The sequence below is a fragment of the Bacillus cereus group sp. MS39 genome, assembly GCF_040448665.1.
Taxonomy (GTDB): domain Bacteria; phylum Bacillota; class Bacilli; order Bacillales; family Bacillaceae_G; genus Bacillus_A; species Bacillus_A wiedmannii.
In genome coordinates this window covers 1,801,948-1,827,460 of sequence record NZ_CP123058.1, presented here as the reverse complement: position 1 = coordinate 1,827,460, position 25,513 = coordinate 1,801,948, and the positions used below count along the sequence as shown (strand labels likewise).

The window sequence follows — 25,513 nt, the reverse complement described above, 5'->3', positions numbered from 1 at the left end:
AAAAACGACTAAAACAAATTTTAACTTAAAAAAGTTAAATGCTGCTTAATAGATAACACCTTATTGTAGATTAACTCTTTTAGCATAACAGGCTGAATTGAAATAATCGTTTCACCGAAATTCAGAAAATAACTTGAAATAAAATCAAATTCTTGCTTGTTAAAATAGCCTGTTATAGTATAGTTTTCATTTTCTTTTTGTATCCTCATAGAAGGATAATTCTCTTTATCGAAAATATCTTTTCCTTTTTGATTAACGATGACACGAAAATCAATTGCATCAGGCTTTCTGTGAAAAGTAGTAAGGTAACTTAGTAATTCTTCAAGATTTTTTGAATTCGTATTGCTTGTTTCCATAATAGAAAGAATTTTATCACATCTAAGTATTTGAACATTATTTGTCTCAAAATTAAAGATTTTAGCATACCACTGGCCAAATTTAGATTCTATTCGAATAAATTGGGCGACTAATACTTTCTCCTCATCTTTTTTTAAATATGTTAAATGATAAACTTGCTCAGCAAAAATCCCCTGTAAAATTTCTTTTAAGAACGGACTAAAATTACTATGATTTGTTACTTCAAAAGAAAGCGTTCGTTCCATAATTGAAATATTTTTACGCACATTATCAGGTAATACATGTTTAAATTTATTTTCAAGAGCAATACTTTCTATATTGAATGGTTTTGTCTTGTATCCATTTAATGTAAGAATCGAAAAGTATAACGCATACATTTCATCCACACTAAAATAAATTGGTGATAACACACTATTTTCTATAATTTTATAACTTCCATTTCTACCTAATTCAGAATATATTGGCACACCTATTTCTTCCAATGATTGAATATCTCGTAAAGCAGTACTTTTAGAAATATCATATCTAGCCATTAAATCTTTTAAATTAAAATATCTTTTATTATTTAAGAAAATAAGCATGTCATTTATTCGTTCCGTTTTTTTCATATTCCCCTCCTGAAAGGTGTCATGTATTGAAACCTTTTTAGTCTATATTATAATTATTAACTAATAAAGGAGCTATAAATTTATGACATTAGAAATAGCTATTTTTCTTTCAATGAATGGGCAAGCAAGGGCGGCAATTAACTTTTATACACGTAATTTAGAAGCAAAGAAGCTAATGGTTGTTACGTATGAAGAATTGGCCAAAAGAGATCGTTCTTTTAAAATTACAAGTGAAAATAAAGATTATATTGCTCACTCTGTTTTACAAATCGGGAATACAAAGCTAATGATAGCAGAAGATACAATGAAGCCTAATGAACGTTATAACGTTGGAAATAACATGTCGCTTTGCATTCAAAGCGCTAATTTAGAAGAAATACAAAGATTTTATAATAATTTAATTTCTAATAAGCATGTGAAAATAATCTCTCCGCTAGAAAAAAATATATTTAGTGAAGCATATGGGATTATTGAAGATCCTTACGGCATACAAATTCAGTTAATGTATGACAAGCGATTAAACTAAATAATTAGTCATATTCACATATGCCTAATAAAAAAAGACACGAAATTCGTGTCTTTTTTTATTTTACATTGATGACTCTACCCGTTTCACTACTTTCAATCGCTAATTGAATAAGTCGAATAACTTCCAAGCCTTCTTGTGCTGTTACAGGTGGTTTCTCACCATTTACAATACTATCTCTTACACCTTTATAATACATGTCATAACAGCCAACTTCTGTCGAAATACGCTCTAGCTTTTCTTCCGTATGTAAAGTAGCAAAATTCTCTTCAGCGTCTACTCCATAACCGTTATCGCCTGGCTTCATTCCATTTTTTAATTGTTCTTCCTGTGAATCCATACCGTATTTCACGATAGAACCTTTATCTCCATGCAGTGTAAAGTGTGGACCTGCTTGCTTTACGTAACTGCTACTATGTAAAGTGACACGTTTAACACCGTAGTGGAGTATAACATGGAAGTAATCATCAATTTCTGCACCTGGTCGTTGTTTGATTACATCTGCACTTATCGCATCTGGTTTCCCAAATAATGACAATGCTTGGTCAATTAAATGCGATCCTAAATCATATAATATACCTGATCCTGGTAAATTCTTTTCTCTCCAGCGATCACGTACATGTGGACGAAAACGATCGAAATGTGCTTCATATGCGTATAGATTCCCTATTCTGTTTTCTTCTAACAATCTCTTTATCGTTAAGAAATCATTATCAAAACGGCGATTATGATATACGCTTAACACCACATTGTGCTGTTTTGCTAATGAAATTAGTTCTTCGCCTTCTTCAATTGAAACAACGAATGGCTTCTCCACAACTACATGCTTACCATGTAAAATTGCTTCTTTTACATATGGAAAATGAGTTGTATTTGGTGAAGTAATCACCACTAAGTCAATATCAGCACGTTTTACTAATTCTTCAATTGTGCCAACAACTTCAGCATTTGGTAATGCTTGTTTCACGAGTTCTTCTTTTGATGATAAAATAGCACGAATATCATATTCTTCTATCGTTTGTAATAATGGAATGTGAAATGTTGTACTAGAAAATCCAAATCCTACAATCCCTACACCTATTTTTTTCATGTTGCCCCTCCATTTATCAAGCTTTAACGGACAGTAAGACCCCCTACCTCAAAATTCAGCGAAAGTAAATAAATTAGTTGAGGAATCAACTGCTCGTAAAAGTCCGATTGATTAAAGTTTCACTTTATGAGAACGATTTCATTCAGTTATTATAACAAGATTATTATTATTTACATAATAATTTGCCTAGAAAAAAGCATCTTGCCATTATCCATAGCAAGATGCTTTTTTTATTCCGGTCGTTTTTTTGTCCACGTTTCAATAACTTCACCTGTATCGTTAACATCTAGCACTAAACTACCGTTACTATACCGGTCTTTATTTCGATACGCTTTCGGATCAATTTCTTCTACGATGTGTTTCTCTGTCTTCATGTAAACTAGTTCATCGTCTCTAACAATTTCAATACCGACAATACGGTATGGATTACGTTTTAACTCTTTGAAAATAACAAGACCTCGCTTCGCCCTCGTTGATTTCTCAATTTCTGATGCTTTTAGACGTTTTACAGCACCGCGCTGCGTAACGAGAATAAGTTGATCTTTGTCACCATTTAACGGTTTACCAGAAGCGACATAATCATCTTCTTTTAAGTTAATTGCTTTCACACCAGCGGCCCTTACACCGACTGGACTTACTTCATCCTCATGGAAAATAAGTGCATATGCACCATAGGTTGCAAGAACAATATCACTCGTTCCATCTGTTGCAAATATATCTACAACATAATCATCTTTTTTCAAATTCACAGCGACGAACGCTCTTGAATAACGCTGAACTTTATATTGGTTTAATTCTGTTTTCTTAATCATACCATTTCGTGTAACAAATACGATAAATCGTTTTTCTTCTTCAAAATTCGGTACGACGGTCGCCCAAATAATCATTTCATCCCGCTCGAGTGAAACGAGATTCGCAACGTGTTGACCTAAATCTTTCCAACGAATTTCTGGCATTTCATATACTGGCAGATATATATAGTTTCCTTTATTCGTAAATAAGAGGACTGTCTCTGTCGTATTCGTATCGAATCGCTCCAGTAAGATGTCACCCTCTTTCATACCGAAGTCTTTTCCGTTCGATGCATTATGTGAACGCCAACCTGTTCGTTTCACATATCCTTCTTTCGTTACAGTAACGATGACATCTTCCTGAGGAATCATCACTTCCACATCGATTTTAATTTCCTCAATTTGTTCTTCAATAATAGCACGGCGATCATCACTATATGTTTTCTTTACTCTCTTCAAATCTGTTTTAATAACTTGAAGAAGTCTTTTTTCACTTTGTAAAATTGCCTGTAATTCTGCAATTTTTGTACTTAATTCATCCGCTTCTTTTTCTAGTGCTGTAATATCTGTATTTGTTAAACGATATAATTGCAACGAAACGATTGCTTCTGATTGTGCTTCTGTAAAGCCGAATTTAGCACTTAAGTTATCTTTCGCATTACGCTTATCTTTAGAAGATCTAATCGTTTCGATTACTTGATCTAAAATTGATAATGCTTTCATTAAACCTTCAACAATATGTTGACGATTTTCCGCTTTTCGTAATTCATACTGAGAACGCTTTGTTACAACTTCTTTTTGGTGTCCAATATATGCATCCAAAATTTTTGGTAACGTCATAAGTGTAGGACGACGATTATTTATCGCAACCATATTAAAGTTATATGGAATTTGTAAATCTGTATTCTTATATAAATAATTTAAAATACCTTCAGCATTTACTTCTTTTTTTAACTCTACAACGATACGAAGACCTGTACGATCTGTCTCATCACGTACTTCAGCAATTCCATCTAGTTTTTTATCTAGACGTAATTCATCCATTTTTTTAACAAGGTTCGCTTTATTTACTTCATACGGAATTTCTGTAATAACGATTTGTTGCTTACCACCACGAATCGTTTCAACTTCCGCTTTTCCGCGAATAATAATTTTACCTTTTCCTGTTTCGTACGCTTTTTTAATACCATCAATCCCTTGAATAATACCACCGGTCGGGAAATCTGGCCCTTTCATAACTGTTAATAAATCATCAACAGTACTATTCGGCTTATCAATACGCATCATCGTCGCATCAATTACTTCCCCAAGGTGATGCGGAGGAATTTCTGTTGCATAACCAGCTGAAATCCCTGTAGATCCGTTCACTAATAAGTTCGGGAACATTGCTGGTAATACAACAGGTTCTTCACTCGTATCATCGAAGTTTGACACAAATTCCACTGTTTCTTTATCAAGATCACGTAATAACTCAGATGCAATTGGTGATAATCGCGCTTCCGTATAACGCATTGCCGCTGCTGGATCGCCATCAACACTACCATTATTACCATGCATTTCAACTAAAACATTACGTACTTTCCAAGTTTGACTTAAACGTACCATCGCCTCATATACAGAGGAATCACCGTGCGGATGGTAATTACCAATAACGTTACCGACTGTTTTAGCTGATTTACGAAACGCTTTATCATGTACATTTCCTTCTACATACATGGAATATAAAATACGTCTTTGTACCGGTTTTAAACCGTCACGCGCATCTGGAAGCGCGCGATCTTGAATAATATATTTACTATAACGTGCAAAGCGGTCACCTAACACGTCTTCAAGCGGGAGGTCATGAAACTTCTCTGCCTGCATGTTATTCCACCTCCGTCTCCATAATCATTTCATTTTCTAAAATGTTTCCTTCTTCTTGCATACCAAATTGTACATTTCGTTCGATCCATTTACGGCGAGGTTCTACTTTATCACCCATCAATGTCGTAACTCGGCGCTCCGCTCTTGATGCATCATCAATTTTCACACGAATCAACGTACGTGTTTCAGGATTCATCGTCGTTTCCCATAATTGATCGGCATTCATTTCGCCAAGTCCTTTATAGCGCTGTAGCATGTAGCCTTTACCAACCTTTTTTGTTACACCATCTAATTCTTCATCAGACCATGCATACTCAATCACTTCACTCTTACCTTTTCCTTTACTTACTTTGTATAAAGGAGGAAGTGCAATAAATACTTTGCCAGCTTCGATAAGTGGTTTCATATATCTGTAGAAGAACGTTAATAACAATACTTGAATGTGCGCACCATCTGTATCAGCATCGGTCATAATTACAATTTTATCGTAGTTAATATCTTCAACAGCGAATTCATTCCCTACACCACCGCCAATAGCGTAAATGATTGTATTAATTTCTTCATTTTTAAAGATATCAGCAAGTTTTGCTTTTTCTGTATTGATTACTTTACCACGTAACGGTAATACCGCTTGGAAACGTCGGTCTCGACCTTGTTTCGCGGAACCACCCGCAGAGTCACCCTCTACTAGGTACAGTTCATTTTTTTGCGGGTTACGTGATTGTGCTGGTGTTAACTTACCACTTAATGTACCTTCTGATTTCTTTTTCTTTTTACCAGTACGCGCTTCTTCTCTCGCTTTACGAGCAGCCTCACGTGCCTGCGCTGCTTTAACTGCCTTTCTCACAAGAAGTGTAGCAACATCCGGGTTTTCTTCTAAAAAGTAAGCTAAATGCTCAGATACAATTGCATCAATTGAAGAACGAGCTTCACTTGTACCTAGTTTCCCCTTCGTTTGTCCTTCAAACTGAAGTACTTCTTCTGGTACACGTACAGAAACGATAGCCGCTACACCTTCACGAATATCTGTACCTTCTAAGTTTTTATCTTTTTCTTTTAATAGTGAAACTTTACGAGCATACTCATTGAACACACGAGTCATTGCTGTCTTAAACCCAGCTTCGTGTGTTCCACCATCTTTTGTACGTACATTATTTACAAACGAAAGAATATTTTCTGAGTAGCCATCGTTAAATTGAAATGCTAGCTCTGCCTCAATTCCATTTTGTTCACCAGTGAAGTATACAACCGGATGGATTGAATCTTTTTCTTCATTTAAGTATGAAACGAAAGCTTCGATTCCTGTTTCATAATGAAAGACATCTTCTAAATCATTTCGCTCATCTTTTATTGAGATTTTCATCCCTTTTAATAAGAATGCAGATTCACGTAATCTTTCACATAATGTTTCGTAATTGTAATTTGTTGTGCTGAAAATCGTTGTATCTGGTTTAAAATGTATTGTCGTACCAGACTCTTTCGTCTTCCCGATCTTCTCCAGTGTCGTTGCAGGAATACCACCATTTTCAAAGCGTTGTTCATAAATATTTCCATCACGTTTAATCGTCACTACTAACCATTCTGACAAGGCATTTACAACTGATGCCCCAACACCGTGTAAACCACCACTTGTTTTATAGCCACCTTGACCAAACTTACCACCGGCATGAAGTACAGTTAAAATAACTTCAGGTGTAGGTTTCCCAAGTTTATGCATTCCCGTAGGCATTCCTCGCCCTTTATCAATAACGCTAATACTATTATCTTTATGTATTACGACAGAAATTTCGTCGCCAAATCCCGCTAACGCTTCATCAACGGAGTTATCTACTATTTCATATACTAAATGATGCAATCCACGGCTATCCGTACTCCCGATATACATACCCGGGCGTTTTCGAACGGCTTCAAGTCCTTCTAGCACTTGAATTGCATCTTCATTATATTGGAACTGATGCTTCGCCAAACTCCTTGCCCCTTTCCTAATCAAATCAGAACATATGTTTCTATTATAGAATAACGCCTCGACTATAGTTTTGGCAAGTTATCTTATCTCTTTTATATACCATTTTCAATAGAAAAATCCTTGTTTTTTCACAAGGATTCCTCTAGGCTACTATTTCAGAAAAATAATCGTTTGTCAACGAGAAATGGATATGTATGCCAAGATTATACATTCCAAACCTTTATCATGATCCAAATGATCAATATCCAAAATGGGATAACGAGTAATAATCCCCAAAAACAGCCTTTAAAAAATCTCATGATGAACACCTCGTTCATCGGCCCTACTTATCTATAACGAGGGCTGAATCAATCTTTCTCTCTTTAAAACCTATACTACTTTGTCATCGCATGTTCTACTTTAATACAACGATCCATTATTACAGTATAGCCTTTTTCTTTTAAAAGTTTATATGTATCTTCATCTTGTACTCCTAATTGTGCCCAAAAAACATCTGCATCAATCTCTACAAACTCTTTCGCAACATCCATTAAAAATTCTGAACGGCGGAATACATTTACAATATCAACATGTTCCTTAATATCCTTTAGTGAAGAAACTGCTTTTTCTCCAAGCACCTCATCTACTGTTGGGTTTACTGGAATAATGCGATACCCAGCATCTTGCATTGCTTTTGAAACCATATACGATGTACGTTCTGGCTTATCTGATAATCCAACAACTGCAATCGTTTTGCTTTTCTTTAATACTTCACCAATTTCCGTACGAGTTGGGTTTTCAATTGTCATAATTTATCCCTCCTATTCCTTTAGTATAGCCGATAAAGAAAGTCTCTTTCAATATGAAAGAGACTTTCTTTTATTTCAATTATTGATTCTTTGTAGCTGAATTATCTGCTAAAGTAGCTGTTTTCGTCATTTTTTGACCGTTACGATAGAATGTAACTTCTACTTTCTCGCCTACTTTTTTCTTTTCATATAAATATTTACGGAATTGAAGTGAATTTTCTACTTTTTGATCATCTAATGATACTACAATATCATATTGCTCTAAACCAGCTTTTTCTGCAGGTGATATTGGATAAATTTTACCTAATACAACGCCGTTTGTTACTTCTTTCGGTACTTTCAATTGATTTACTGCATAAGCTTGCACATCTTCTAATGAAACGACACCTACTCCAAGAGCTGGACGTTTCACTACTCCGTCTTTTTCAAGTGATTCAATAACTGGCTTTGCAATATTAATTGGAATAGCAAATCCAATTCCTTCAACTTCTTGTTGTGCAATTTTACTTGAATTAATCCCAATTATTTCACCGTTTTGGTTAAATAACGCACCACCACTATTACCTGGGTTAATCGCTGCATCTGTTTGAATAACTTGAGCATTCCAATCTGCACGCTTATCGCCATCAATATCTACTGGAATTTCACGTTCTTTGCTACTAATAATACCTTCCGTTACACTTCCATCAAAACCTAGTGGGTTACCGATTGCAATCGCTTTTTCACCCGCACGAAGTTTACTTGAATCACCTAAAGTGGCAACTTTATTTACATTAGATCCATCAATTTCTACAACCGCTAAATCTAACCAAGGGTCTTTCCCTACAAGCTTTGCTTCTACCTTTTTACCATCACTTAGTTTTACAGCAAGTTTATTTGCTCCATCTACTACATGGTTGTTCGTTACAATATACGCTTTATTTCCTGCTTTTTTATAAATAACACCTGATCCTGAGCCAGCTTGTTGCTCTTGGCCTGTCGGTTGCATTGCAAATGGATCAACACTTTGTTGCATATTAATAACACCTACAACAACATCTTTCGCGCCTTCAATCATACCAGGTAAATCAGTTTCATTTTTTGCTTTATTGACAACAGGAACTACAGTACCTTCAACTTTTGAATCCGAACTGAATGATGATACAGCCGCTCCATTATTTTGAGCCCATGGCATATATGGTGCCGCAAAACTAATTGTGACAGCCCCAACTACAGCTCCGACTAAACCTGTGAAAAAATAACCTTTTTTACTACCTGATTTTCTCACTTCTCTCGTTTCACTATGCTCTTCATTTAAATTTGGTCCGTCGTAATATCCCATGTTTACTTCCCCTCTCTGGTGAATTCGTATTTTCAGTATAGTCACGTTTTGTGTCCTTCTTGTGAACTCATCGTGAAATCCAATTAAAAAAATACTCTTATCTAACATTGTAGACAAGAAAAGTATTTTTTGTACATTCCACCTACAAAAGAGAGTATAAATTTGCTATATCCCAAAGCCAAAGCGCATAGTAAATTAAAGGTTATTCTTCAAATTTATAACCAACTCGAATAACAGTACCGATATGCTTCGCTTTATCTCCTAGCTTATTTCGTAGTTTTTTAATATGAGTATCAACCGTTCGGTCATCACCGTAGTAATCATATCCCCATAACTGATCTAATAAATGTTGACGTGACAACACAATTCCTTTGTTCTCCATTAAATAAACAAGAAGTTCAAATTCCTTATGTGTCAATATAATTTCTTCTCCATCTACTAACACAGTTCTAGATAGACGATTTACTTCTATTCCAGCCAAGGACATAGCATTTTCTTCCGCTACTCCTACCACGCCATCCGCACGTTTCAATAATGTCTTCGCGCGAGCTACTAACACTTTCGGGCTGAAAGGTTTCGTTACATACTCATCTGCACCTAATTCGAACCCTAGTAATGTATCATCCTCATCCGAACGGGCTGTCAACATAATGATTGGTACTGCTGATTCTTTTCTAATTCGTCTGCAAACAGACCATCCATCTATTTCTGGTAACATTATATCTAACATAATCAAATCAATTTCATGCTCTGCAAATAATTCTAACGCTATTTTTCCGTCTTCTGCTTCGATTACTTCAAAGCCTTCATTACGAAAATAATCACTAACGATTTCACGTAATCTTCTTTCATCTTCAACAAGTAATACTGTTTTATTCATATCATCTATCCCGCCTTTTTACTCTTTCAATCGAATAATACGTTGATTGGAGCTTCCGCGAAATGGAAGTGTTAAATCTTTTTTCTCGATTTCAAATCTTCCATCGACTAAAACATCCCCATAATGTAACAACTCTATCATATCATTATTTTGAGAACTCTGTATCTCTTCTAACGTATAACCTGTATACATCCAAAGATTTTTTTTCAAGTCTTTCACAGCTTTTGCTACTTTTTTCACTTCAGCAGCTTGAAAAAATGGATCTCCACCTGAAAATGTTACATCAGTTAATGTATTACTTGCAATCTCTTTCACAATTTCTTCTACTGTCATTTCAGTTCCATTACAAATATTCCACGATTTCGGATTATGGCAACCGAAACAACGATGCGGACAGCCCGCAAAAAACACGACTGTCCGCAACCCTTCTCCATCTACTACACTATCATGAATGATGTTCATCACTTTCATTTATGCTTCACCCGATCCATCTCTTCACTACGTTTCGCACTATTCCACTTCGACATATCTCCTACAAGATAACCTGTTATACGTCGAATTCTTTCTATATTGGCCTCATCTTCATTTCCACAGCTTGGACATTCATTTCCGATAACTCCGTGATAGCTACAGCACTTACAACGGTCAATAGGATGATTAATTGAACCGTATCCAACGCCATGATCTGCCATCGCTCGTACAATTTGTTTTAACGCCTGTTTGTTATGCATAGCTGCTCCGTCTAGCTCAATATACGTAATATGTCCCCCGTTACATAGGGCATGGAAAGGTCCTTCTAAACGAATTTTATTTATCGCTTGAATGCTATAGTAAACTGGGATGTGAAATGAATTCGTATAATAATTATGGTTCGTTATACCGCTAATCACACCAAATTCTTCTCTATCTTTTTTCACAAACTTCCCTGATAACCCTTCTGCAGGAGTTGCAATTACTGAGAAATTCAGTTCATGTTCTTCCGTCGCTTTATCCATTTTATCTCTCATAAAGGAAATGATTTCATACCCGAGTTTCCATGATTCTTCATCTTCTCCATGATGCTTTCCTGTTAAAGCTACTAAGCACTCCGCAAGACCGATAAAACCAAGACTTAACGTCCCTTGCTTTAAAATAGATGCTACAGAATCTTCAGGCTGTAACTTTTCTCCACCGCGCCATACACCTTGTGAATATAAAAATCGAAAATCTCTTGCTCGCTTCGTACATTGATACTCAAATCGTTCTAATAATTGCTTAATTCCTAAATCTAAGTAATAGTTTAACGCTTCAAAAAACGCTTCTTTTGAACCACTAATTAACGCTAATTTCACTAAGTTAATAGACGTAAATGATAAATTCCCTCTTCCAATCGCCGTTTCTTCTCCATGTATGTTAGACATAACACGGGTACGACATCCCATGTAACATACTTCACTTTCCGGTCGTCCGTCATAATGCACTGCATTAAATGGCGCATCTAAAAATGAAAAATTAGGGAATAATCGTTCAGCCGTTGTCTCTAACGCTAATTCAAATAAATCATAGTTCGGATCACATTCTTCAAAGTTCACACCTTTTTTCATTTTAAAAATTTGAATTGGAAAAATTGGTGTTTCTCCTTTACCAAGACCAGCTTGTGTCGCTTTTAAAAGTTGTCTAACTAATAACCGTCCCTCTTTTGATGTGTCTGTTCCATAATTAATAGAAATAAACGGTACTTGTCCCCCGCCCCTACTGTGCATACTATTTGAATTATGAACGAAAGCTTCACACGCCTGATACGTATCATTTTCTGTTTCTTTCCATGCAAATTCTTCTATTTGTTCTTTCGTAAGCGGATATGACTGTAATCGTTTCTTATGTCTCGCTACTGTTTTTCTCACATATGGAGCTAAATCAATATCAAAGAGTGCAAATGATTGACCACCGTGCTGCATATTTTGATTCGCTTGAAAAATAATAGACGAAAGAGCCAATGCACTTTTAATATCCTGCGGTTGTCTCATATGCCCATGTCCGGTATGAAAACCGTTCGCAAGCATTTGCGCTAACGGAATTTGCGAACAAGTCGTCGTTCCTGTCGCATAAAAATCTAAGTCATGTGGATATAATATATTTTGATTTATCGCTTTTTTCACTTGATCTGACAATAAATTTTCAACTGCATAATATTTCGCACTCTCTGATGCGAACGTTCCCATTACTCCCATTGGAGAGCGACCATCTACATTTGCATTTTCTTGCATTAAATCTTGCTCACTACCGTGGACAATCGTTTCAAACACTCTCATTAATTCTTCTCCACGTACATTTCGTTGTAACATTTATAACCCTCCACCAATATGTTGTTGTCTTTTGATTAAAATGTTACTACATATAGTCTTGATGTTTCTGTGAGAAATGTAACATTCCTGTGAAATTTTTTTCACGAAATAATGAATTTTTCATTTACAAAAAAGAAATGTGCTCTTTACAAATGTATGGTACAATATACGGGAAAAACTCTTTTTACCCTTTATCAACACATTTGAATAAAGGAGACTGAACTTATGGTTACTACATATCTTTTATTTATCGTTGCCTACTTACTTGGCTCGATTCCATTCGCACTAGTCGTTGGAAAAATCGGCTACGGAATCGATATTCGTGAGCACGGAAGCGGTAATCTAGGCGGAACAAATACATTCCGCACACTAGGGAAAAAAGCAGGTTTTATCGTTACAATTGCTGACATTTTAAAAGGTACATTAGCAACAAGTCTACCGATTATTTTCGGATTAGATGTTCACCCACTATGGTTCGGATTAGCAGCTGTTCTTGGACATGTGTATCCGATTTTCGCGAAATTCCGTGGTGGTAAAGCTGTTGCAACTTCTGCTGGCGTGCTATTATGCTACTCTCCAGTTGTTTTTGCAATATTAGCTGTTGTCTTTTTCAGCCTTTTATTTACAACAAGATACGTATCACTTTCTTCTATGGTAACAGCCGTCGTTGCTGTTATTGCATCCATTGTTAGCGGGGATAAAATCTTCATTATTGCGATGTGTTTATTAGCAGGTATGGTTATTTATAAACACCGTGCAAATATCGGACGAATTATAAATAAAACTGAACCGAAAGCAAACTTTTCAAAAAAGCAAAAATAAGATCGTAACCCACATAACGCAAAAAGAAAACGTGAAGCATATTAATAGCGTCTTTTTGCGTTATTTTTTATACTAAAGAAAAAGCAACATAATTTGGAGGAACTATACATGAATCTTTCCGTAACAAAAGAAGCAGCACAATGGTATAAAAACGAATTAAACTTACAATCGGGTGAAACACTACGCCTTTTCGTACAATACGGCGGTTGCAGTACTGTGCAAAAAGGACTTTCTTTAGGTATTCGTAAAGATGATCCTGCACATCCTGCTGTTCAAACTCAAGAAGAAGGTATTAACTTCTTTATTGAAGGCGATGATGAGTGGTTCTTCGATGGACATAATTTATCTGTTACATTTAACGACGGTGATGATTTCCCGCAATTTAATTATGAAAAATAAAAAAACGTGGCTTCTGCCACGCTTTTTTATTTTTTCTTAATTTCCTCATATTTCGCATACCACTCAGGATATAACTTTTTAAATGATACGGGCCTGAACCCTTCTTTTTTCGCGCAAATATTCGTCGTACTTGCAGTAATACAAAGTTCACCTTCACCGTTATATATTTCATAACCATATACAACGCGAAGCGGACTAACAGTATCAATCCACGTTTTCACAATTGCTTTTTCTCCGTAACGCATCGCTTTACGATATGAAATTTGCAAATCTAACACAGGAGAAATAATTCCCTCTTTCTCCATTTCAACATATGAAAATCCTAAATCTTGTATAAGTTTCGTGCGACCTAGTTCAAGCCACACCAAATAGTTTGAATGGTAAACAACACCCATTTGATCTGTTTCCGCATAACGGATTTCAACTTCATGTTCTGCTACAAACATATGTATTCGCCGTTGCCATAAACTTATAAAAATCTATAAATTTTGTTTATTTCCCTGTTCTACGTGTCCGATTTCACAGAAGCTACTTTCGTTTGATGTAACACTCCGAGGGTGTAAATTCGGATACAACGAATCCTACATATTAGCCGTAACTTTTTTAGATGTTAACTGGCTAATTCATACCGTGACAAATTGATAGCCGCATTTAAATCCCTATCCATTTCGTGACCACAAGTGCATTTGTATACACGGTCAGAAAGTTTTAGTTCTTTGTTGATGCTTCCACAACTGGAACACATTTTTGAAGAAGGATACCATGTATCAGCTTCTACAAATTCAATACCATATTTTTCACACTTGTATTGAATTTGTCTTTTGAACTCATATAAACACTGCTTCGCAATCGCTTTAGCTAGGTGTCTATTCTTCAGCAGACCTTTCATATGCAACGTCTCCATCACAATGCGAAATGGCTTGGTTTTCACAATTTCGCTCGTGGATTGATGAAGATGATTCTTTCTGATATTTGATAACCTTCTATGTAGTTGTCGTATCTCTTTCTCGATTTTTATAATGTTGCTTGTTTTGACAAAACGGTTTCCCTCCTTATTCATTTCATATTTACGAGAAACTTGACGTTGCAACCTACGAAGGCGTTTCTCTGCCTGTCTTACCATTTTTGTTTTGTTGATATTGTTCTTCCTCTGCCCATCAGAACAATATGCTAATTCTTTGATTCCAATATCTATTCCTAACGAAACAGCCGTTAACTTCTCTTTTGTAAACTCCTGTTCAATACCGACAGACAAATACCAATACTTACCGTCAAAGCTAATGCGTGGATTAGAGTACTTAACCCCTACAGGTAACTTTTCGGATGTTTTTACCCAACCAACTTTCTCAATCAAAACTTGTTTTTCTTTTACTTTTAACTTGACATTATCATTGTAAAAAGAGAGGTTTGCTTTCCTTCTGCTTTTGAATCGTGGTTTATCAGCCAGTCCCTTGAAAAATCGCTTATATGCTTCACAAGCATCTTTAATCGCTTGTTTGGCTATATTATTTGAAACATCGTACAACCAAGCATATTCTTCAGTCTGCTTTAATACAGTTAATTCTTTCCGTAAAAAACCGTCTGATATGAACTTTCCGCCATTCTTGTAATTCTCTTCTTGCTTCGCCAGTGTCCAATTATAAGCCCATCTTGCCGTACCAACAGATTTCCAAAGTTGCAATTCTTGTTCTTTATTCGGCTTGATTCTCACTTTCTTCGCAAGCATCATTTTCCAGCAACCCCTTAACCATCTTCTTAGCTTATTTTCCCTTGAAGATGGCAACTAGTTTGTTCTATCCTACCTGCCTTTTTTGCAAAATCACCAATTGAATATACTTTCATATTTTTCATCCCATGAAACTACTTTACCCCGGCGACAATTTTTCATCTACAAATATTTTATCACTAATTATATATTTTTGTAGATATACACTAACTGTTTCTTCCCTTCTTTCACTTCTGCTACCTTGCATACATTTAATCATAATACAGTGAAATCAAAAATAAAATAAAAACAGTGAATCTTTTACTGAAAGGAGCAAGCATATGATTCAAATTGTAACTGTTCGTAGCGGTGATAGCGTATATAGCTTGGCATCAAAGTATGGATCAACACCTGACGAAATAGTAAAGGACAATGGACTAAATCCAGCTGAAACACTCGTTGTAGGTCAGGCACTAATCGTTAATACGAAAGGGAATAATTATTATGTACAGCCTGGCGATAGCCTATATCGAATCTCTCAAACATATAACGTACCTCTCGCTAGTTTAGCTAAGGTTAATAACTTATCTTTAAAATCTATTCTCCATGTCGGACAACAATTATACGTACCAAAAGGTACAAAACGAGCTGTAGAATCCATCGCTTATTTACAGCCTTCCACTATACCGATTAAAGAGAGTTTAGTTAATGCTACACGTGCCATCAATCCATTCTTAACATACTTAGCTTATTTTAGTTTTGAGGCAAAAAGAGATGGCACATTAAAAGAACCTACTGAAACAGCTAAAATCGCTAATATTGCAACGCAAGGTAAAACAATCCCTATGCTCGTTATTACAAATATTGAAAATGGTAATTTCAGTGCCGATCTAACATCGGTTATTTTACGCGACGCAACGATTCAAAACAAATTTATTACTAACATTTTGCAAACAGCTGAGAAATATGGCATGCAAGACATTCATTTCGATTTCGAGAGTGTAGCACCTGAAGACCGCGAAGCGTATAATCGTTTTTTACGAAATGTAAAAACACGCTTACCTAGCGGGTACACATTGAGCACAACTCTCGTACCGAAAACAAGTTCAAATCAAAAGGGAAAATTTTTCGAAGCTCACGATTATAAAGCGCAAGGGCAGATTGTTGATTTCGTCGTCATTATGACATATGACTGGGGATGGCAGGGCGGGCCACCGATGGCGATTTCTCCTATCGGTCCGGTGAAAGAAGTACTTCAATATGCAAAATCTCAAATGCCTCCCCAAAAAATTATGATGGGGCAAAATTTATACGGGTTTGATTGGAAGCTTCCATTTAAACAAGGAAATCCACCCGCAAAAGCAATTAGCTCTGTCGCAGCTGTTGCACTAGCTCGTAAATATAATGTTCCTATTCGTTATGATTTCACAGCCCAAGCTCCTCATTTTAATTATTTTGATGAAAATGGTGTTCAACACGAAGTTTGGTTTGAAGATTCACGGTCTGTTCAAAGCAAATTCAATTTAATGAAAGAACAAGGTATAGGCGGTATTAGTTACTGGAAGATTGGCTTACCATTCCCGCAAAATTGGCGTTTACTCGTTGAAAATTTTACGATTACGAAAAAGGGCTGACATAAGTCAGCCCTTTTTGACTATTAAAAATCCGTCACAAAAAGAAGAATGACAACATTCTCCCTTTTTTAACCGTTATCAACAATCGGTTGTTTGCCTGTTTGGTCTTGCATTTGCTTTCCTTTATTGCCACCAGCTTTTTTTGATTGTGTTCCAATATGATTCGGTGCAAAGTCTTTTGAATTCTTTTTCGGATTACCCATTACTATCGCCTCCTTAACACTAGTATCGTACTAGTGTTAAGAATTATTCAGCTTGCTTAAAAAGTTGCATTTCATAACGTTTTTCAATACGCTCTTCAATGCGATCGATTGCATCACGATCACTTAATAATTGTTGTTTATTTTCTTTCACAAGTTCGTCAAATGATTTACGGCGACTTCTTCTCATGCTGTTCACCCTCTCTCCTTCGCATTCTTACTATACATAGTATGAGCAAATGAAAAACTCTTTAATCAGATTTGTAAGAAAATTTTATGTTTTAGTACTCCTAAAAAAACTCCGTGTACAACTTCTTGTACACGGAGTTTTTTATACCATTATATTTAAATATTCTTTTAGCTTTTCATCTGCATTCATTTCACTTTGTTTATACTCACTTAGCGCTTGCAGTACGAAATCATACTGTCCTAAAATATAACTTTCTAATTTCAGGACATCCTCTAAGCTATTAAGCATAATTCTCGTATTACCAACTTCACTTTTTAACGCGGGTTCACAATTTAAACTCGTACATATTTCTTTCACATCATCTTCTAATATCTCTGTTAATACATATTTCTTTCTCCCTCTTACTTTTATTCTCATAACTGGGTAAAAAGCTTTTATGTCTACATAGCTTCCTACATTCATACAACGAATCCATTCGATATCACGTTTATTTCGTACAAGTATCTTTTTTACTGCTTCATATACTGCTGTTTCATCAAGTACTTCCGTATTCGATTTCCTGTTTGTTTCTTCTTCAATAGATGCACATTTTTGATAAACAACTGCACACGTAATACAATCATCAAATGCATTATGAGAACTTAAACGAATTCCAAGCATTCGCTTTAACGTTTCAAGTTTATGATTTGGCGCGTGCTTCATATATTTCTTTGCTAAAAACACAGTATCAATCACTTTATTTTTAGGTTCCGGTAACCCAAGCATATTTACATTACTTTTCAAAAAGCGCATATCAAAAGATGCATTATGAGCGACAATTACATTTGTATGTAAAAATGCTAAAAATAAAGGTAATACTTCTTCAATCGTCGGTGCATCTGAAACACGGTAATTTGTAATACCTGTTAAACTCGTTATTCGGTCCGGAATTGAACGCTCTGGATTCACATAGGAAACAAATTGATCTACTAGTTCATGATTACGATATTTCACTGCTGCGACTTGAATAATTTTATCATTATAAGGGTTAAATCCTGTTGTTTCAAAATCAATTACAACATAATCTAACGGTAAGGATATATTCCCCACTCCAAACACTCCTTTACCTCTAAACGTTTATATTTCTTTTATCATAACATGCTGCTATCACTACGTGAAAAAGAAAAGGCAGAAATGGTAACTCTCCACCTCTACCTTTTCACCATTATTTTAATTTAGCAACCCTTTTCTCCATCTCTTTTTGCGTCATCGGTCCAATAAACTTATCTTGAATGACACCTTTCGTATCTATAAAATACGAAGTTGGGATCGTAATTACTTTATACGCTGTTGTCACATCAATGTTCTTGTCCAATAAAATAGGAAAAGTAATTCCTTTTTCCTTAGCAAAATTGCTTACCTTTTCTACTCCCCCGCCCTTTTCTGAAGGCGTATAATTTATTGCTAAAATTTCTACGTTTTCTTTATGTTCTTTATAGAAAGCTTCCATATCAGGCATTTCTTGCTGGCAAGGTCCACACCACGTTGCCCAAAAGTTTAAAATTACTTTCTTTCCTTTTAAATCCGATAACTTTACATTCGTTCCATCTAACTTCGTTAATGCAAAGTCTGGTGCACTCTTCCCTATTTCAATACCATTACTTGCAATCATCTCTTTCATAGCAGCTTCACTTTTTTCTTGCTCCCCTTGTACCGCCTGGTCTTTTTTACCAAACTGTTCATAAGCTGCATATCCCGCTAAACAAAGTAACACTACAATAATCGTAAGCTTCCGCCACATTTTATATCACCCTAACGTATTTATCTTCTTATTAACCTAATTACCCAAATACTATATACCTTATTTTAGCTTATACGGACAAGCTTGGAAATATTCACAGTCAAAATAATTAGAATATTCTTATTTAAAGTGCAATTTTTTCCTTTTTATCATATAATTAGAAAAACAAATGAAGTGCCGCTTATCTTCTTATCGACCCATTCACCTTTTTACTTTCTTATATAATCTTTAACAAAAGGGGGATCGTTTATGAATTCATTCGAAAAAATAACATTATATATTCTTAGTTTTCTTTTATACCCAATCGGTATTATTACATGGATCATTTCACTCTTTAGTAAAGATCTTGAAAAAAAGAAAATAGGGCGTATTTGTCTCTACGTCTCTCTAATCTCATTCGTCCTTTTTGTAATCCTCGGAATTGCCACTTTCCTTATGACCGCTACTTTTAACGTTGATCTGAATCACTCGGAATCTATCGAGTATCAAATAGATGACGCTGAATAAAGATAAGAGCGGTACTCTTATCTTTATTCACATCACTTGCAAAACGAATGACTATTTATTAATTTTTCAGGACTTCCACATGCAACAATACTTCCTTCTCTCATTATGACAACACGATCTGCTAGTATCGCTTTCTCTACATCATGTGTTGCCACAATTCGTGTTACATCTCTTCCTAATCCTTCTATCATATTCCAAACAGTTTCTTGATTGCTCGAATCTAATCCCGCAGTCGGTTCATCTAAAATAATAAGATTCGGATTTGAAACAATGGCACGTAATAATGCAAGACGTTTCCTTTCCCCTCCCGAAAACTCTTCACCGCTTTTATGTAGTACAGTTTCAATCCCTTCTGATAAATCTCTAATAATCGATTTCACATTTACAAGTTCAATATTTTTTTCTAATTGATTTTCTAAATACTCTTCTCCGAAATGCACATTCTCTTTTACTGTGGTCCGAAAGAAACGAGGTTCTTGCCACACTGTAGCCATACGAGCCTCATTACCATAATAAACAATGCTACCGTTAGATGGTTTATACAAACCTGTCATTAATTTTAAAATCGTCGTCTTTCCTGCACCACTTTCTCCCACAATCATAACGAGTTCACCAGGATTAATTTGCAAATCAATGTTTTTTATCCTACATTTCTCTTCATCACTCTCCTGAAATGAAACATTCGTTACCGTCATCCCCATCGCTCTTTCTACATGACTATTTGCCACTCGTTTATCTAAAAAGAAGAAAACTCTACTTGCCGAAGCAACTGCAACTTGTGTCATCATTAATAAATCTCCCACATAGCGGACAGGGAAAAAGAGCATCTCTATTGTAGCTAACACTGCAACAAGTGAACCAACTTCCATTTCGCCCTGCATTATTTTTTGCGCACCTATAATGAGAACAACGATATATGCTCCTGTTTCAATCACTGTTCCAACTACTCCAATGCAATGTTGCATCATCGTCTTCTTTACTTCTGCTTTATAAGATTTTACTGTCACTCCTTTAAATAAGCCAATTGCCCAGCTCTCTTTTTGCAAACTACGTAAATCTTGTGCTCCTTTTACAAACTGTGACACCATCTCTACAACACTTGATTGATTCTTTTGAGCAATGCTTGCAATGTTTCTTACCTTTTTTCCCGCCAACATCGGAACCGTTGCACTTAAAAATAAAAACGGAGTTACCCACAATATGAACTGCATATCTATATGTTGTAGTGCTATGAGTGCACCAATAAATTGGGCAATAGCGTGTATATATTCTATTAATATGGATCCATATAATCTGACCCAGTTCGGAATATCAGACACGACTAATGTCTCTAACTCTCCTCCCTTAATCTTCTCACTCTCTTCAAACGGTAATGAGAAGAAATGACGCAATACCTCTATACGCTTCTCTCGTAATATTCGCTGACTCGCTTTTGAACTTACATAATCAAATGAAAGATTGTTCACCCACATCAACAAGCGGCTAGCTGCAAACAGAGTAATGTAAAGATACGCCTCCTTTAACTCTCGTTGAATAAGGTTATCTACAATTAATCCCATGAATAGTGGACGAGATAAATTTAAAATAGCAGCAAAGCATCCACTACATACAGCTACTATTACTAATAATTTTTCTTTCTGTAACGGTAACAATATTCTTTTATATTCTTTCATGATGTTCCCTCCATTTTTATAGTAAAAAGAAAGGGATGAAACCAAATGGTTTCATCCCTTTCCATAAAATAAGGAAGCTAACAGTTGTTAGCTTCCTTATCGTTCATTTCAATTATTTAGTTCGACACTTTTGACTCTTCGATTTTCTCACGAAGAACCATTTGTAGGATACCACCGTGACGGTAGTAGTCAATTTCAACTTCACTATCGAAACGAGCTACTACTTCAAATTGTTTTTCGTTGCCATCTGCATCAGTTGCAACTACTTTTACAAGATCACGTGGTCTAACTGTTTTGTCAATTTGAATTTCAAATGACTCGTTACCAACAAGACCTAACGTTTCAGCGCTATCGCCATCTTTAAATTGAAGTGGTAATACACCCATTAATACTAGGTTACTACGGTGAATACGTTCGAAGCTTTCTGCGATTACTGCTTTAATACCTAATAAGTTTGTACCTTTCGCAGCCCAGTCACGAGAACTTCCCATACCGTAATCTTTACCAGCAACAACTAGAAGACCTGTGCCATCTTCTTTATATTTCATAGCAGCATCATAGATTGATGTTACTTCACCAGTTGGCCAATATGTTGTGTATCCGCCTTCTGTTCCTGGTGCGATTTGGTTTTTAATACGGATGTTCGCGAATGTACCACGCATCATAACTTCGTGGTTACCACGACGAGAACCGTAAGAGTTAAAGTCAACAGGTTGTACGCCGTTTTCTAATAAGTAGCGTCCTGCTGGTGTATGCTTACCAATTGAACCTGCTGGTGAAATATGGTCTGTCGTTACAGAGTCTCCAAATTTACCAACTATGCGTAAATTTGATAACGTTTCAACTTCACCTGGCTCTTTAGATAATCCTTCAAAGAACGGTGGGTTTTGAATATAAGTTGAATCATTATCCCAAGTATATAAAGCTTCATTTGAAGTTTGGATTTCATTCCAGCGCTCATTGCTGTTAAATACTTGTGCATATTCTTTCTTGAACAGTTCAGATGTAACAACGTTTTGAACTACATCTTCAATTTCTTTAGCTGATGGCCAAATGTCCTTGAAGTAAACAGCATTGCCATTTGCATCTTTACCGATTGCATCATTTTTCAGGTCAATATCAACAGTACCTGCAAGTGCATATGCCACAACAAGTGGTGGTGATGCTAAGTAGTTTGCTTTTACAAGTGGATGAATACGACCTTCAAAGTTACGGTTACCAGATAAAACAGATGTTACTAATAAATCGTTTGCTGCGATTGCTTCTTCTAATTCCTCTGCTAACGGACCAGAGTTACCGATACAAGTCGTACAACCGTAACCAACTGTTTGGAAACCTAATTGATCTAAATATGTCGTTAAACCTGATTTATCTAAGTACTCAGTAACAACTTTAGATCCTGGTGCTAATGATGTTTTTACGTACTCAGGTACTACAAGCCCTTTTTCAATTGCTTTCTTCGCAACTAAACCTGCCCCAATTAATACGTATGGGTTTGATGTATTTGTACAGCTTGTAATTGCAGCGATTGCAATTGCACCTGTTTTCATCGTTACTTCTTTATCTTCTAATGTAACCTTCACTTCTTTATCGAACTCTTGCTCATTAAATCCAAGTCCTTGTGTTCCAACTGGTGCTACAACAGCTTTATGGAACGCATCTTTCATATCTGAAAGTGGAATTAAATCTTGTGGGCGTTTCGGTCCAGAAAGGTTAGATTCGATTGTATTTAAATCAATTTCAACAAGATCAGTGTAAATTGGATCTTTGCTGTCTGCTGTATAGAATAAACCATTTGCTTTACAGTATTCTTCAACAATGCGAATTTGCTCTTCATCTCTACCTGTTAAACGTAAGTATTCTAATGAAATATCGTCAATTGGGAAGAATCCACAAGTTGCACCGTATTCTGGTGCCATGTTTGAAATTGTTGCACGGTCAGCTAAAGGCATGCTCTTTAGTCCATTACCGAAGAACTCAACGAATTTACCAACTACACCTTTTTGACGTAATACTTGTGTTACTTTTAATGCAACGTCAGTTGCTGTAGTACCACTTGGAAGTGTACCAGTTAATTTCACACCGATTACTTCAGGTACTGGGAAGTATGAAGGCTGTCCAAGCATTCCTGCTTCCGCTTCAATACCACCAACGCCCCATCCAAGAACGCCGATACCGTTAATCATTGTTGTATGTGAGTCTGTTCCAACTAATGAATCTGGGTATGCAACTAAGTCACCTTCAGCATTTTTCACAGCATGAACAACTGGTGCTAAATATTCAAGGTTTACTTGGTGTACAATACCTGTAGCTGGTGGCACTGCGCGATAGTTATCAAATGATTTTTGTGCCCAGCTTAAAAATTTATAACGTTCTTCATTACGTTTAAACTCTAAGTCCATGTTGAATGCAAGCGCGTCTGCCGTACCCGCTCTATCAACCTGTACAGAGTGGTCAATTACAAGGTCTACAGTAATTTCTGGATTAATTTTATCAGGATCCCCGCCCATATCTGCCATTGCTTTACGAAGCGAAGCCAAATCTACAACAGCTGGAACACCAGTGAAATCTTGTAAAATTACACGAGATGGTTTAAATGGAACATCGATATCTTGCACATCTTTCGTTCCCCATTTCGCTAAATTTGTAACATGTTCTTCTGTAATTACACGTCCGTCTACTTGACGAAGTACTGATTCAAGTAAAACTTTCACGGAATATGGTAATTGAGATACGTTGCCAACCCCTGTATTTTCAAGCGCTTTCAAATCATAATAATGATACGTTTTTCCATCTACTTCAAAAGTTGCACGTGATTGAAATGGATTATGTTTGACCATTATGTTTCCCCCCTGTTAAACGTGGCTAAGTTGTCTGAATATAAAATGTAGACAAACTTTTCAATACCTTACGATAATATCTTATTACAACTTTCTAAATAAGTAAATAATAAGAAACTTATAGATTATCATAAGTTTTCTTTATGTTTCTAAATTTGAATAGTGTTCACGCTCCTTATGAATACTATTACCATAAAGTAAAGTGCTCTATTAGTGCTTTACTTACAGTTCATACATACTATGAACTGCTCATCATTCAACATACAAAAAATATTATAGAGGTGAAATAAAATGGGTAAAAGAAAAGCAAATCATACTATTTCAGGAATGAATGCAGCATCTGCACAAGGACAAGCAACTGGTTACAATGAAGAATTTGCAAACGAACCTTTAACTCCAGCAGAGCGACAAAATAATAAAAAACGTAAAAAGAACCAGTAACGAAAAATCCCAAAAGGCATATTTTCCTTTTGGGATTTTTTCTAATGTTTATAACGTAGTAATTCCGAAACCGTTACAAATCGATATCCTTGTTTTTTCAGCTCAGGTAAAATTTTTGCTAGCGCTGCTACTGTTTGACTACGATCATTTCCTCCATCATGTAATAATACAATATCTCCACTTTTAGCATTTTTCACTACATGATTTACAATGGATTCAACCCCTGGATTCGCCCAATCACGTGGATCTTGATGCCACGACCATAGAACAGTTTGATAACCAGCTTCTTTCGCTGTTTTAAATACAGCATCGTTAATATATCCGCCAGGCGGACGGAATAGTAAAGGTTCTTTCACCCATTTTTCAAAAAATTTCTTTCCATCTAAAATATCATTTTCTAATTTTTCATCTGATGAATTACTCGCATACAAATGGTTCATCGTATGATTTCCAATTTCATGTCCCTCTTTTAATACTTGTTTCACTAAATATGGATTACGCTGAACTCGAAATCCAATCATAAAAAAAGTCGCTTCTGCTTTATATTGACGTAATAAATGTAAAATTTGTGTTGTATAAGTCGGATCTGGTCCATCATCAAATGTAATGGCAATAATCTTTTCATTATTAGGTACTTCCCATGTTACATAGCCAGTTGGTTCTAGCTCTTTTCTGAGCAACATTTTCGCTTCCACTTTTTCCACTTGAAATATATGTACTGCGCATAATAAAGAAAAAACCACTAAAAAAATTTTCTGTTTTAGCATAATGTTCATTAAAGTAGGAGGTTGTCGAATACACAACAACC

24 protein-coding genes are annotated in these 25,513 nt (G+C 35.8%); 6 read left to right on the top strand and 18 right to left on the bottom strand.

Annotation, left to right across the window (positions count from 1 at the left end):
* Positions 1 to 20: 20 nt before the first annotated feature.
* On the bottom strand, positions 21 to 965 hold the full coding sequence (locus QEP67_RS09525) for a WYL domain-containing protein (RefSeq protein ID WP_000750568.1): 945 nt from the start codon (positions 963 to 965) through the stop codon (positions 21 to 23).
* An 82-nt stretch (positions 966 to 1,047) separates the two neighbouring features.
* On the opposite strand from QEP67_RS09525, the gene QEP67_RS09520 reads away from it, so the two are divergent.
* Entirely contained in the window at positions 1,048 to 1,491 is a 444-nt protein-coding gene (locus QEP67_RS09520; protein WP_353706565.1) for a VOC family protein, read from the top strand.
* Between the two features lie 58 nt (positions 1,492 to 1,549).
* Here the strand turns inward: QEP67_RS09520 and QEP67_RS09515 are convergent, their stop codons facing one another.
* From QEP67_RS09515 to QEP67_RS09480, 8 genes are all read right to left on the bottom strand, one after another.
* Positions 1,550 to 2,581: an oxidoreductase gene (locus QEP67_RS09515; protein WP_048565898.1), complete on the bottom strand. Its 1,032-nt coding sequence runs from the start codon at positions 2,579 to 2,581 to the stop codon at positions 1,550 to 1,552.
* A gap of 230 nt (positions 2,582 to 2,811) precedes the next feature.
* Positions 2,812 to 5,235 carry a DNA topoisomerase IV subunit A gene (parC, locus tag QEP67_RS09510; RefSeq protein WP_061672854.1) on the bottom strand — a complete coding sequence of 808 codons (2,424 nt, stop codon included), beginning with the start codon at positions 5,233 to 5,235 and terminating at the stop codon, positions 2,812 to 2,814.
* Position 5,236: 1 nt separating this feature from the next.
* Positions 5,237 to 7,201: a DNA topoisomerase IV subunit B gene (parE, locus tag QEP67_RS09505; RefSeq protein ID WP_001062189.1), complete on the bottom strand. Its 1,965-nt coding sequence runs from the start codon at positions 7,199 to 7,201 to the stop codon at positions 5,237 to 5,239.
* A gap of 374 nt (positions 7,202 to 7,575) precedes the next feature.
* Positions 7,576 to 7,989 carry a CoA-binding protein gene (locus tag QEP67_RS09500; RefSeq protein ID WP_000151391.1) on the bottom strand — a complete coding sequence of 138 codons (414 nt, stop codon included), beginning with the start codon at positions 7,987 to 7,989 and terminating at the stop codon, positions 7,576 to 7,578.
* Positions 7,990 to 8,068: 79 nt separating this feature from the next.
* Positions 8,069 to 9,310: a trypsin-like peptidase domain-containing protein gene (locus QEP67_RS09495; protein ID WP_000542652.1), complete on the bottom strand. Its 1,242-nt coding sequence runs from the start codon at positions 9,308 to 9,310 to the stop codon at positions 8,069 to 8,071.
* Positions 9,311 to 9,512: 202 nt separating this feature from the next.
* Positions 9,513 to 10,190 carry a response regulator transcription factor gene (locus QEP67_RS09490; RefSeq protein WP_001044675.1) on the bottom strand — a complete coding sequence of 226 codons (678 nt, stop codon included), beginning with the start codon at positions 10,188 to 10,190 and terminating at the stop codon, positions 9,513 to 9,515.
* A gap of 18 nt (positions 10,191 to 10,208) precedes the next feature.
* The gene (gene nrdG, locus QEP67_RS09485; protein WP_000867065.1) at positions 10,209 to 10,661 is read right to left on the bottom strand and encodes an anaerobic ribonucleoside-triphosphate reductase activating protein; all 453 of its coding nucleotides are present in this window, start codon (positions 10,659 to 10,661) and stop codon (positions 10,209 to 10,211) included.
* On the bottom strand, positions 10,658 to 12,514 hold the full coding sequence (locus QEP67_RS09480) for an anaerobic ribonucleoside triphosphate reductase (RefSeq protein ID WP_000941751.1): 1,857 nt from the start codon (positions 12,512 to 12,514) through the stop codon (positions 10,658 to 10,660). The genes nrdG and QEP67_RS09480 overlap by 4 nt, the downstream gene beginning before the upstream one ends.
* A 225-nt stretch (positions 12,515 to 12,739) precedes the next feature.
* Between QEP67_RS09480 and plsY the strand changes: the two genes are divergently transcribed.
* Both plsY and QEP67_RS09470 read left to right on the top strand, forming a co-directional pair.
* Positions 12,740 to 13,336, top strand: a complete 597-nt coding sequence (gene plsY, locus QEP67_RS09475; protein WP_000258967.1) for a glycerol-3-phosphate 1-O-acyltransferase PlsY — start codon at positions 12,740 to 12,742, stop codon at positions 13,334 to 13,336.
* A 108-nt stretch (positions 13,337 to 13,444) separates the two neighbouring features.
* Positions 13,445 to 13,735 carry a HesB/YadR/YfhF family protein gene (locus QEP67_RS09470; RefSeq protein ID WP_001054449.1) on the top strand — a complete coding sequence of 97 codons (291 nt, stop codon included), beginning with the start codon at positions 13,445 to 13,447 and terminating at the stop codon, positions 13,733 to 13,735.
* Between the two features lie 26 nt (positions 13,736 to 13,761).
* Here the strand turns inward: QEP67_RS09470 and QEP67_RS09465 are convergent, their stop codons facing one another.
* Together QEP67_RS09465 and QEP67_RS09460 are read right to left on the bottom strand one after the other, a co-directional pair.
* Complete coding sequence (locus QEP67_RS09465) at positions 13,762 to 14,181, bottom strand: thioesterase family protein (protein ID WP_000495804.1); 420 nt, start codon at positions 14,179 to 14,181, stop codon at positions 13,762 to 13,764.
* A 164-nt stretch (positions 14,182 to 14,345) separates the two neighbouring features.
* Positions 14,346 to 15,464, bottom strand: a complete 1,119-nt coding sequence (locus QEP67_RS09460) for an RNA-guided endonuclease TnpB family protein (RefSeq protein WP_000978850.1) — start codon at positions 15,462 to 15,464, stop codon at positions 14,346 to 14,348.
* Positions 15,465 to 15,781: 317 nt separating this feature from the next.
* On the opposite strand from QEP67_RS09460, the gene QEP67_RS09455 reads away from it, so the two are divergent.
* Positions 15,782 to 17,074, top strand: a complete 1,293-nt coding sequence (locus QEP67_RS09455) for a glycosyl hydrolase family 18 protein (protein ID WP_000614853.1) — start codon at positions 15,782 to 15,784, stop codon at positions 17,072 to 17,074.
* Positions 17,075 to 17,142: 68 nt separating this feature from the next.
* On the opposite strand, the gene sspN is transcribed toward QEP67_RS09455, so the two are convergent.
* From sspN to QEP67_RS09435, 4 genes are all read right to left on the bottom strand, one after another.
* On the bottom strand, positions 17,143 to 17,277 hold the full coding sequence (sspN, locus tag QEP67_RS09450; RefSeq protein ID WP_000527987.1) for an acid-soluble spore protein SspN: 135 nt from the start codon (positions 17,275 to 17,277) through the stop codon (positions 17,143 to 17,145).
* Positions 17,278 to 17,320: 43 nt separating this feature from the next.
* Positions 17,321 to 17,464, bottom strand: coding sequence for an FbpB family small basic protein (locus QEP67_RS09445; RefSeq protein ID WP_001254698.1), 144 nt, complete (start codon positions 17,462 to 17,464; stop codon positions 17,321 to 17,323).
* Positions 17,465 to 17,605: 141 nt separating this feature from the next.
* A complete protein-coding gene (locus tag QEP67_RS09440) occupies positions 17,606 to 18,553 on the bottom strand; it encodes a 3'-5' exonuclease (RefSeq protein ID WP_000526918.1) in 948 nt (315 codons plus the stop codon).
* A 115-nt stretch (positions 18,554 to 18,668) separates the two neighbouring features.
* Positions 18,669 to 19,244, bottom strand: a complete 576-nt coding sequence (locus tag QEP67_RS09435; protein ID WP_000269058.1) for a redoxin domain-containing protein — start codon at positions 19,242 to 19,244, stop codon at positions 18,669 to 18,671.
* Between the two features lie 249 nt (positions 19,245 to 19,493).
* Here QEP67_RS09435 and QEP67_RS09430 point away from each other — a divergent pair, with 249 nt between their 5' ends.
* Positions 19,494 to 19,751, top strand: coding sequence for a hypothetical protein (locus QEP67_RS09430; protein ID WP_001083870.1), 258 nt, complete (start codon positions 19,494 to 19,496; stop codon positions 19,749 to 19,751).
* A gap of 32 nt (positions 19,752 to 19,783) precedes the next feature.
* On the opposite strand, the gene QEP67_RS09425 is transcribed toward QEP67_RS09430, so the two are convergent.
* Complete coding sequence (locus QEP67_RS09425; protein ID WP_000666378.1) at positions 19,784 to 21,424, bottom strand: ABC transporter ATP-binding protein; 1,641 nt, start codon at positions 21,422 to 21,424, stop codon at positions 19,784 to 19,786.
* Between the two features lie 116 nt (positions 21,425 to 21,540).
* Complete coding sequence (acnA, locus tag QEP67_RS09420; protein WP_000238583.1) at positions 21,541 to 24,264, bottom strand: aconitate hydratase AcnA; 2,724 nt, start codon at positions 24,262 to 24,264, stop codon at positions 21,541 to 21,543.
* A 291-nt stretch (positions 24,265 to 24,555) separates the two neighbouring features.
* Between acnA and sspO the strand changes: the two genes are divergently transcribed.
* Positions 24,556 to 24,705: a small acid-soluble spore protein O gene (sspO, locus tag QEP67_RS09415; protein ID WP_000518050.1), complete on the top strand. Its 150-nt coding sequence runs from the start codon at positions 24,556 to 24,558 to the stop codon at positions 24,703 to 24,705.
* Positions 24,706 to 24,746: 41 nt separating this feature from the next.
* Here sspO and pdaB read toward each other — a convergent pair whose 3' ends face one another.
* Positions 24,747 to 25,472, bottom strand: coding sequence for a polysaccharide deacetylase family sporulation protein PdaB (gene pdaB / locus QEP67_RS09410; protein ID WP_074650989.1), 726 nt, complete (start codon positions 25,470 to 25,472; stop codon positions 24,747 to 24,749).
* Positions 25,473 to 25,513 lie beyond the last annotated feature (41 nt).

Bases quoted from the DNA above. Each gene is read 5' to 3' on its own strand.
- QEP67_RS09525 (WP_000750568.1), bottom strand. From the start codon at position 965: ATGAAAAAAACGGAACGAATAAATGACATGCTTATTTTCTTAAATAAT.
- QEP67_RS09520 (WP_353706565.1), top strand. From the start codon at position 1,048: ATGACATTAGAAATAGCTATTTTTCTTTCAATGAATGGGCAAGCAAGG.
- QEP67_RS09515 (WP_048565898.1), bottom strand. From the start codon at position 2,581: ATGAAAAAAATAGGTGTAGGGATTGTAGGATTTGGATTTTCTAGTACA.
- parC (WP_061672854.1), bottom strand. From the start codon at position 5,235: ATGCAGGCAGAGAAGTTTCATGACCTCCCGCTTGAAGACGTGTTAGGT.
- QEP67_RS09500 (WP_000151391.1), bottom strand. From the start codon at position 7,989: ATGACAATTGAAAACCCAACTCGTACGGAAATTGGTGAAGTATTAAAG.
- QEP67_RS09495 (WP_000542652.1), bottom strand. From the start codon at position 9,310: ATGGGATATTACGACGGACCAAATTTAAATGAAGAGCATAGTGAAACG.
- QEP67_RS09490 (WP_001044675.1), bottom strand. From the start codon at position 10,190: ATGAATAAAACAGTATTACTTGTTGAAGATGAAAGAAGATTACGTGAA.
- nrdG (WP_000867065.1), bottom strand. From the start codon at position 10,661: ATGAAAGTGATGAACATCATTCATGATAGTGTAGTAGATGGAGAAGGG.
- QEP67_RS09480 (WP_000941751.1), bottom strand. From the start codon at position 12,514: ATGTTACAACGAAATGTACGTGGAGAAGAATTAATGAGAGTGTTTGAA.
- plsY (WP_000258967.1), top strand. From the start codon at position 12,740: ATGGTTACTACATATCTTTTATTTATCGTTGCCTACTTACTTGGCTCG.
- QEP67_RS09470 (WP_001054449.1), top strand. From the start codon at position 13,445: ATGAATCTTTCCGTAACAAAAGAAGCAGCACAATGGTATAAAAACGAA.
- QEP67_RS09465 (WP_000495804.1), bottom strand. From the start codon at position 14,181: ATGTTTGTAGCAGAACATGAAGTTGAAATCCGTTATGCGGAAACAGAT.
- QEP67_RS09460 (WP_000978850.1), bottom strand. From the start codon at position 15,464: ATGATGCTTGCGAAGAAAGTGAGAATCAAGCCGAATAAAGAACAAGAA.
- QEP67_RS09455 (WP_000614853.1), top strand. From the start codon at position 15,782: ATGATTCAAATTGTAACTGTTCGTAGCGGTGATAGCGTATATAGCTTG.
- sspN (WP_000527987.1), bottom strand. From the start codon at position 17,277: ATGGGTAATCCGAAAAAGAATTCAAAAGACTTTGCACCGAATCATATT.
- QEP67_RS09445 (WP_001254698.1), bottom strand. From the start codon at position 17,464: ATGAGAAGAAGTCGCCGTAAATCATTTGACGAACTTGTGAAAGAAAAT.
- QEP67_RS09435 (WP_000269058.1), bottom strand. From the start codon at position 19,244: ATGTGGCGGAAGCTTACGATTATTGTAGTGTTACTTTGTTTAGCGGGA.
- QEP67_RS09430 (WP_001083870.1), top strand. From the start codon at position 19,494: ATGAATTCATTCGAAAAAATAACATTATATATTCTTAGTTTTCTTTTA.
- QEP67_RS09425 (WP_000666378.1), bottom strand. From the start codon at position 21,424: ATGAAAGAATATAAAAGAATATTGTTACCGTTACAGAAAGAAAAATTA.
- acnA (WP_000238583.1), bottom strand. From the start codon at position 24,264: ATGGTCAAACATAATCCATTTCAATCACGTGCAACTTTTGAAGTAGAT.
- sspO (WP_000518050.1), top strand. From the start codon at position 24,556: ATGGGTAAAAGAAAAGCAAATCATACTATTTCAGGAATGAATGCAGCA.
- pdaB (WP_074650989.1), bottom strand. From the start codon at position 25,472: ATGCTAAAACAGAAAATTTTTTTAGTGGTTTTTTCTTTATTATGCGCA.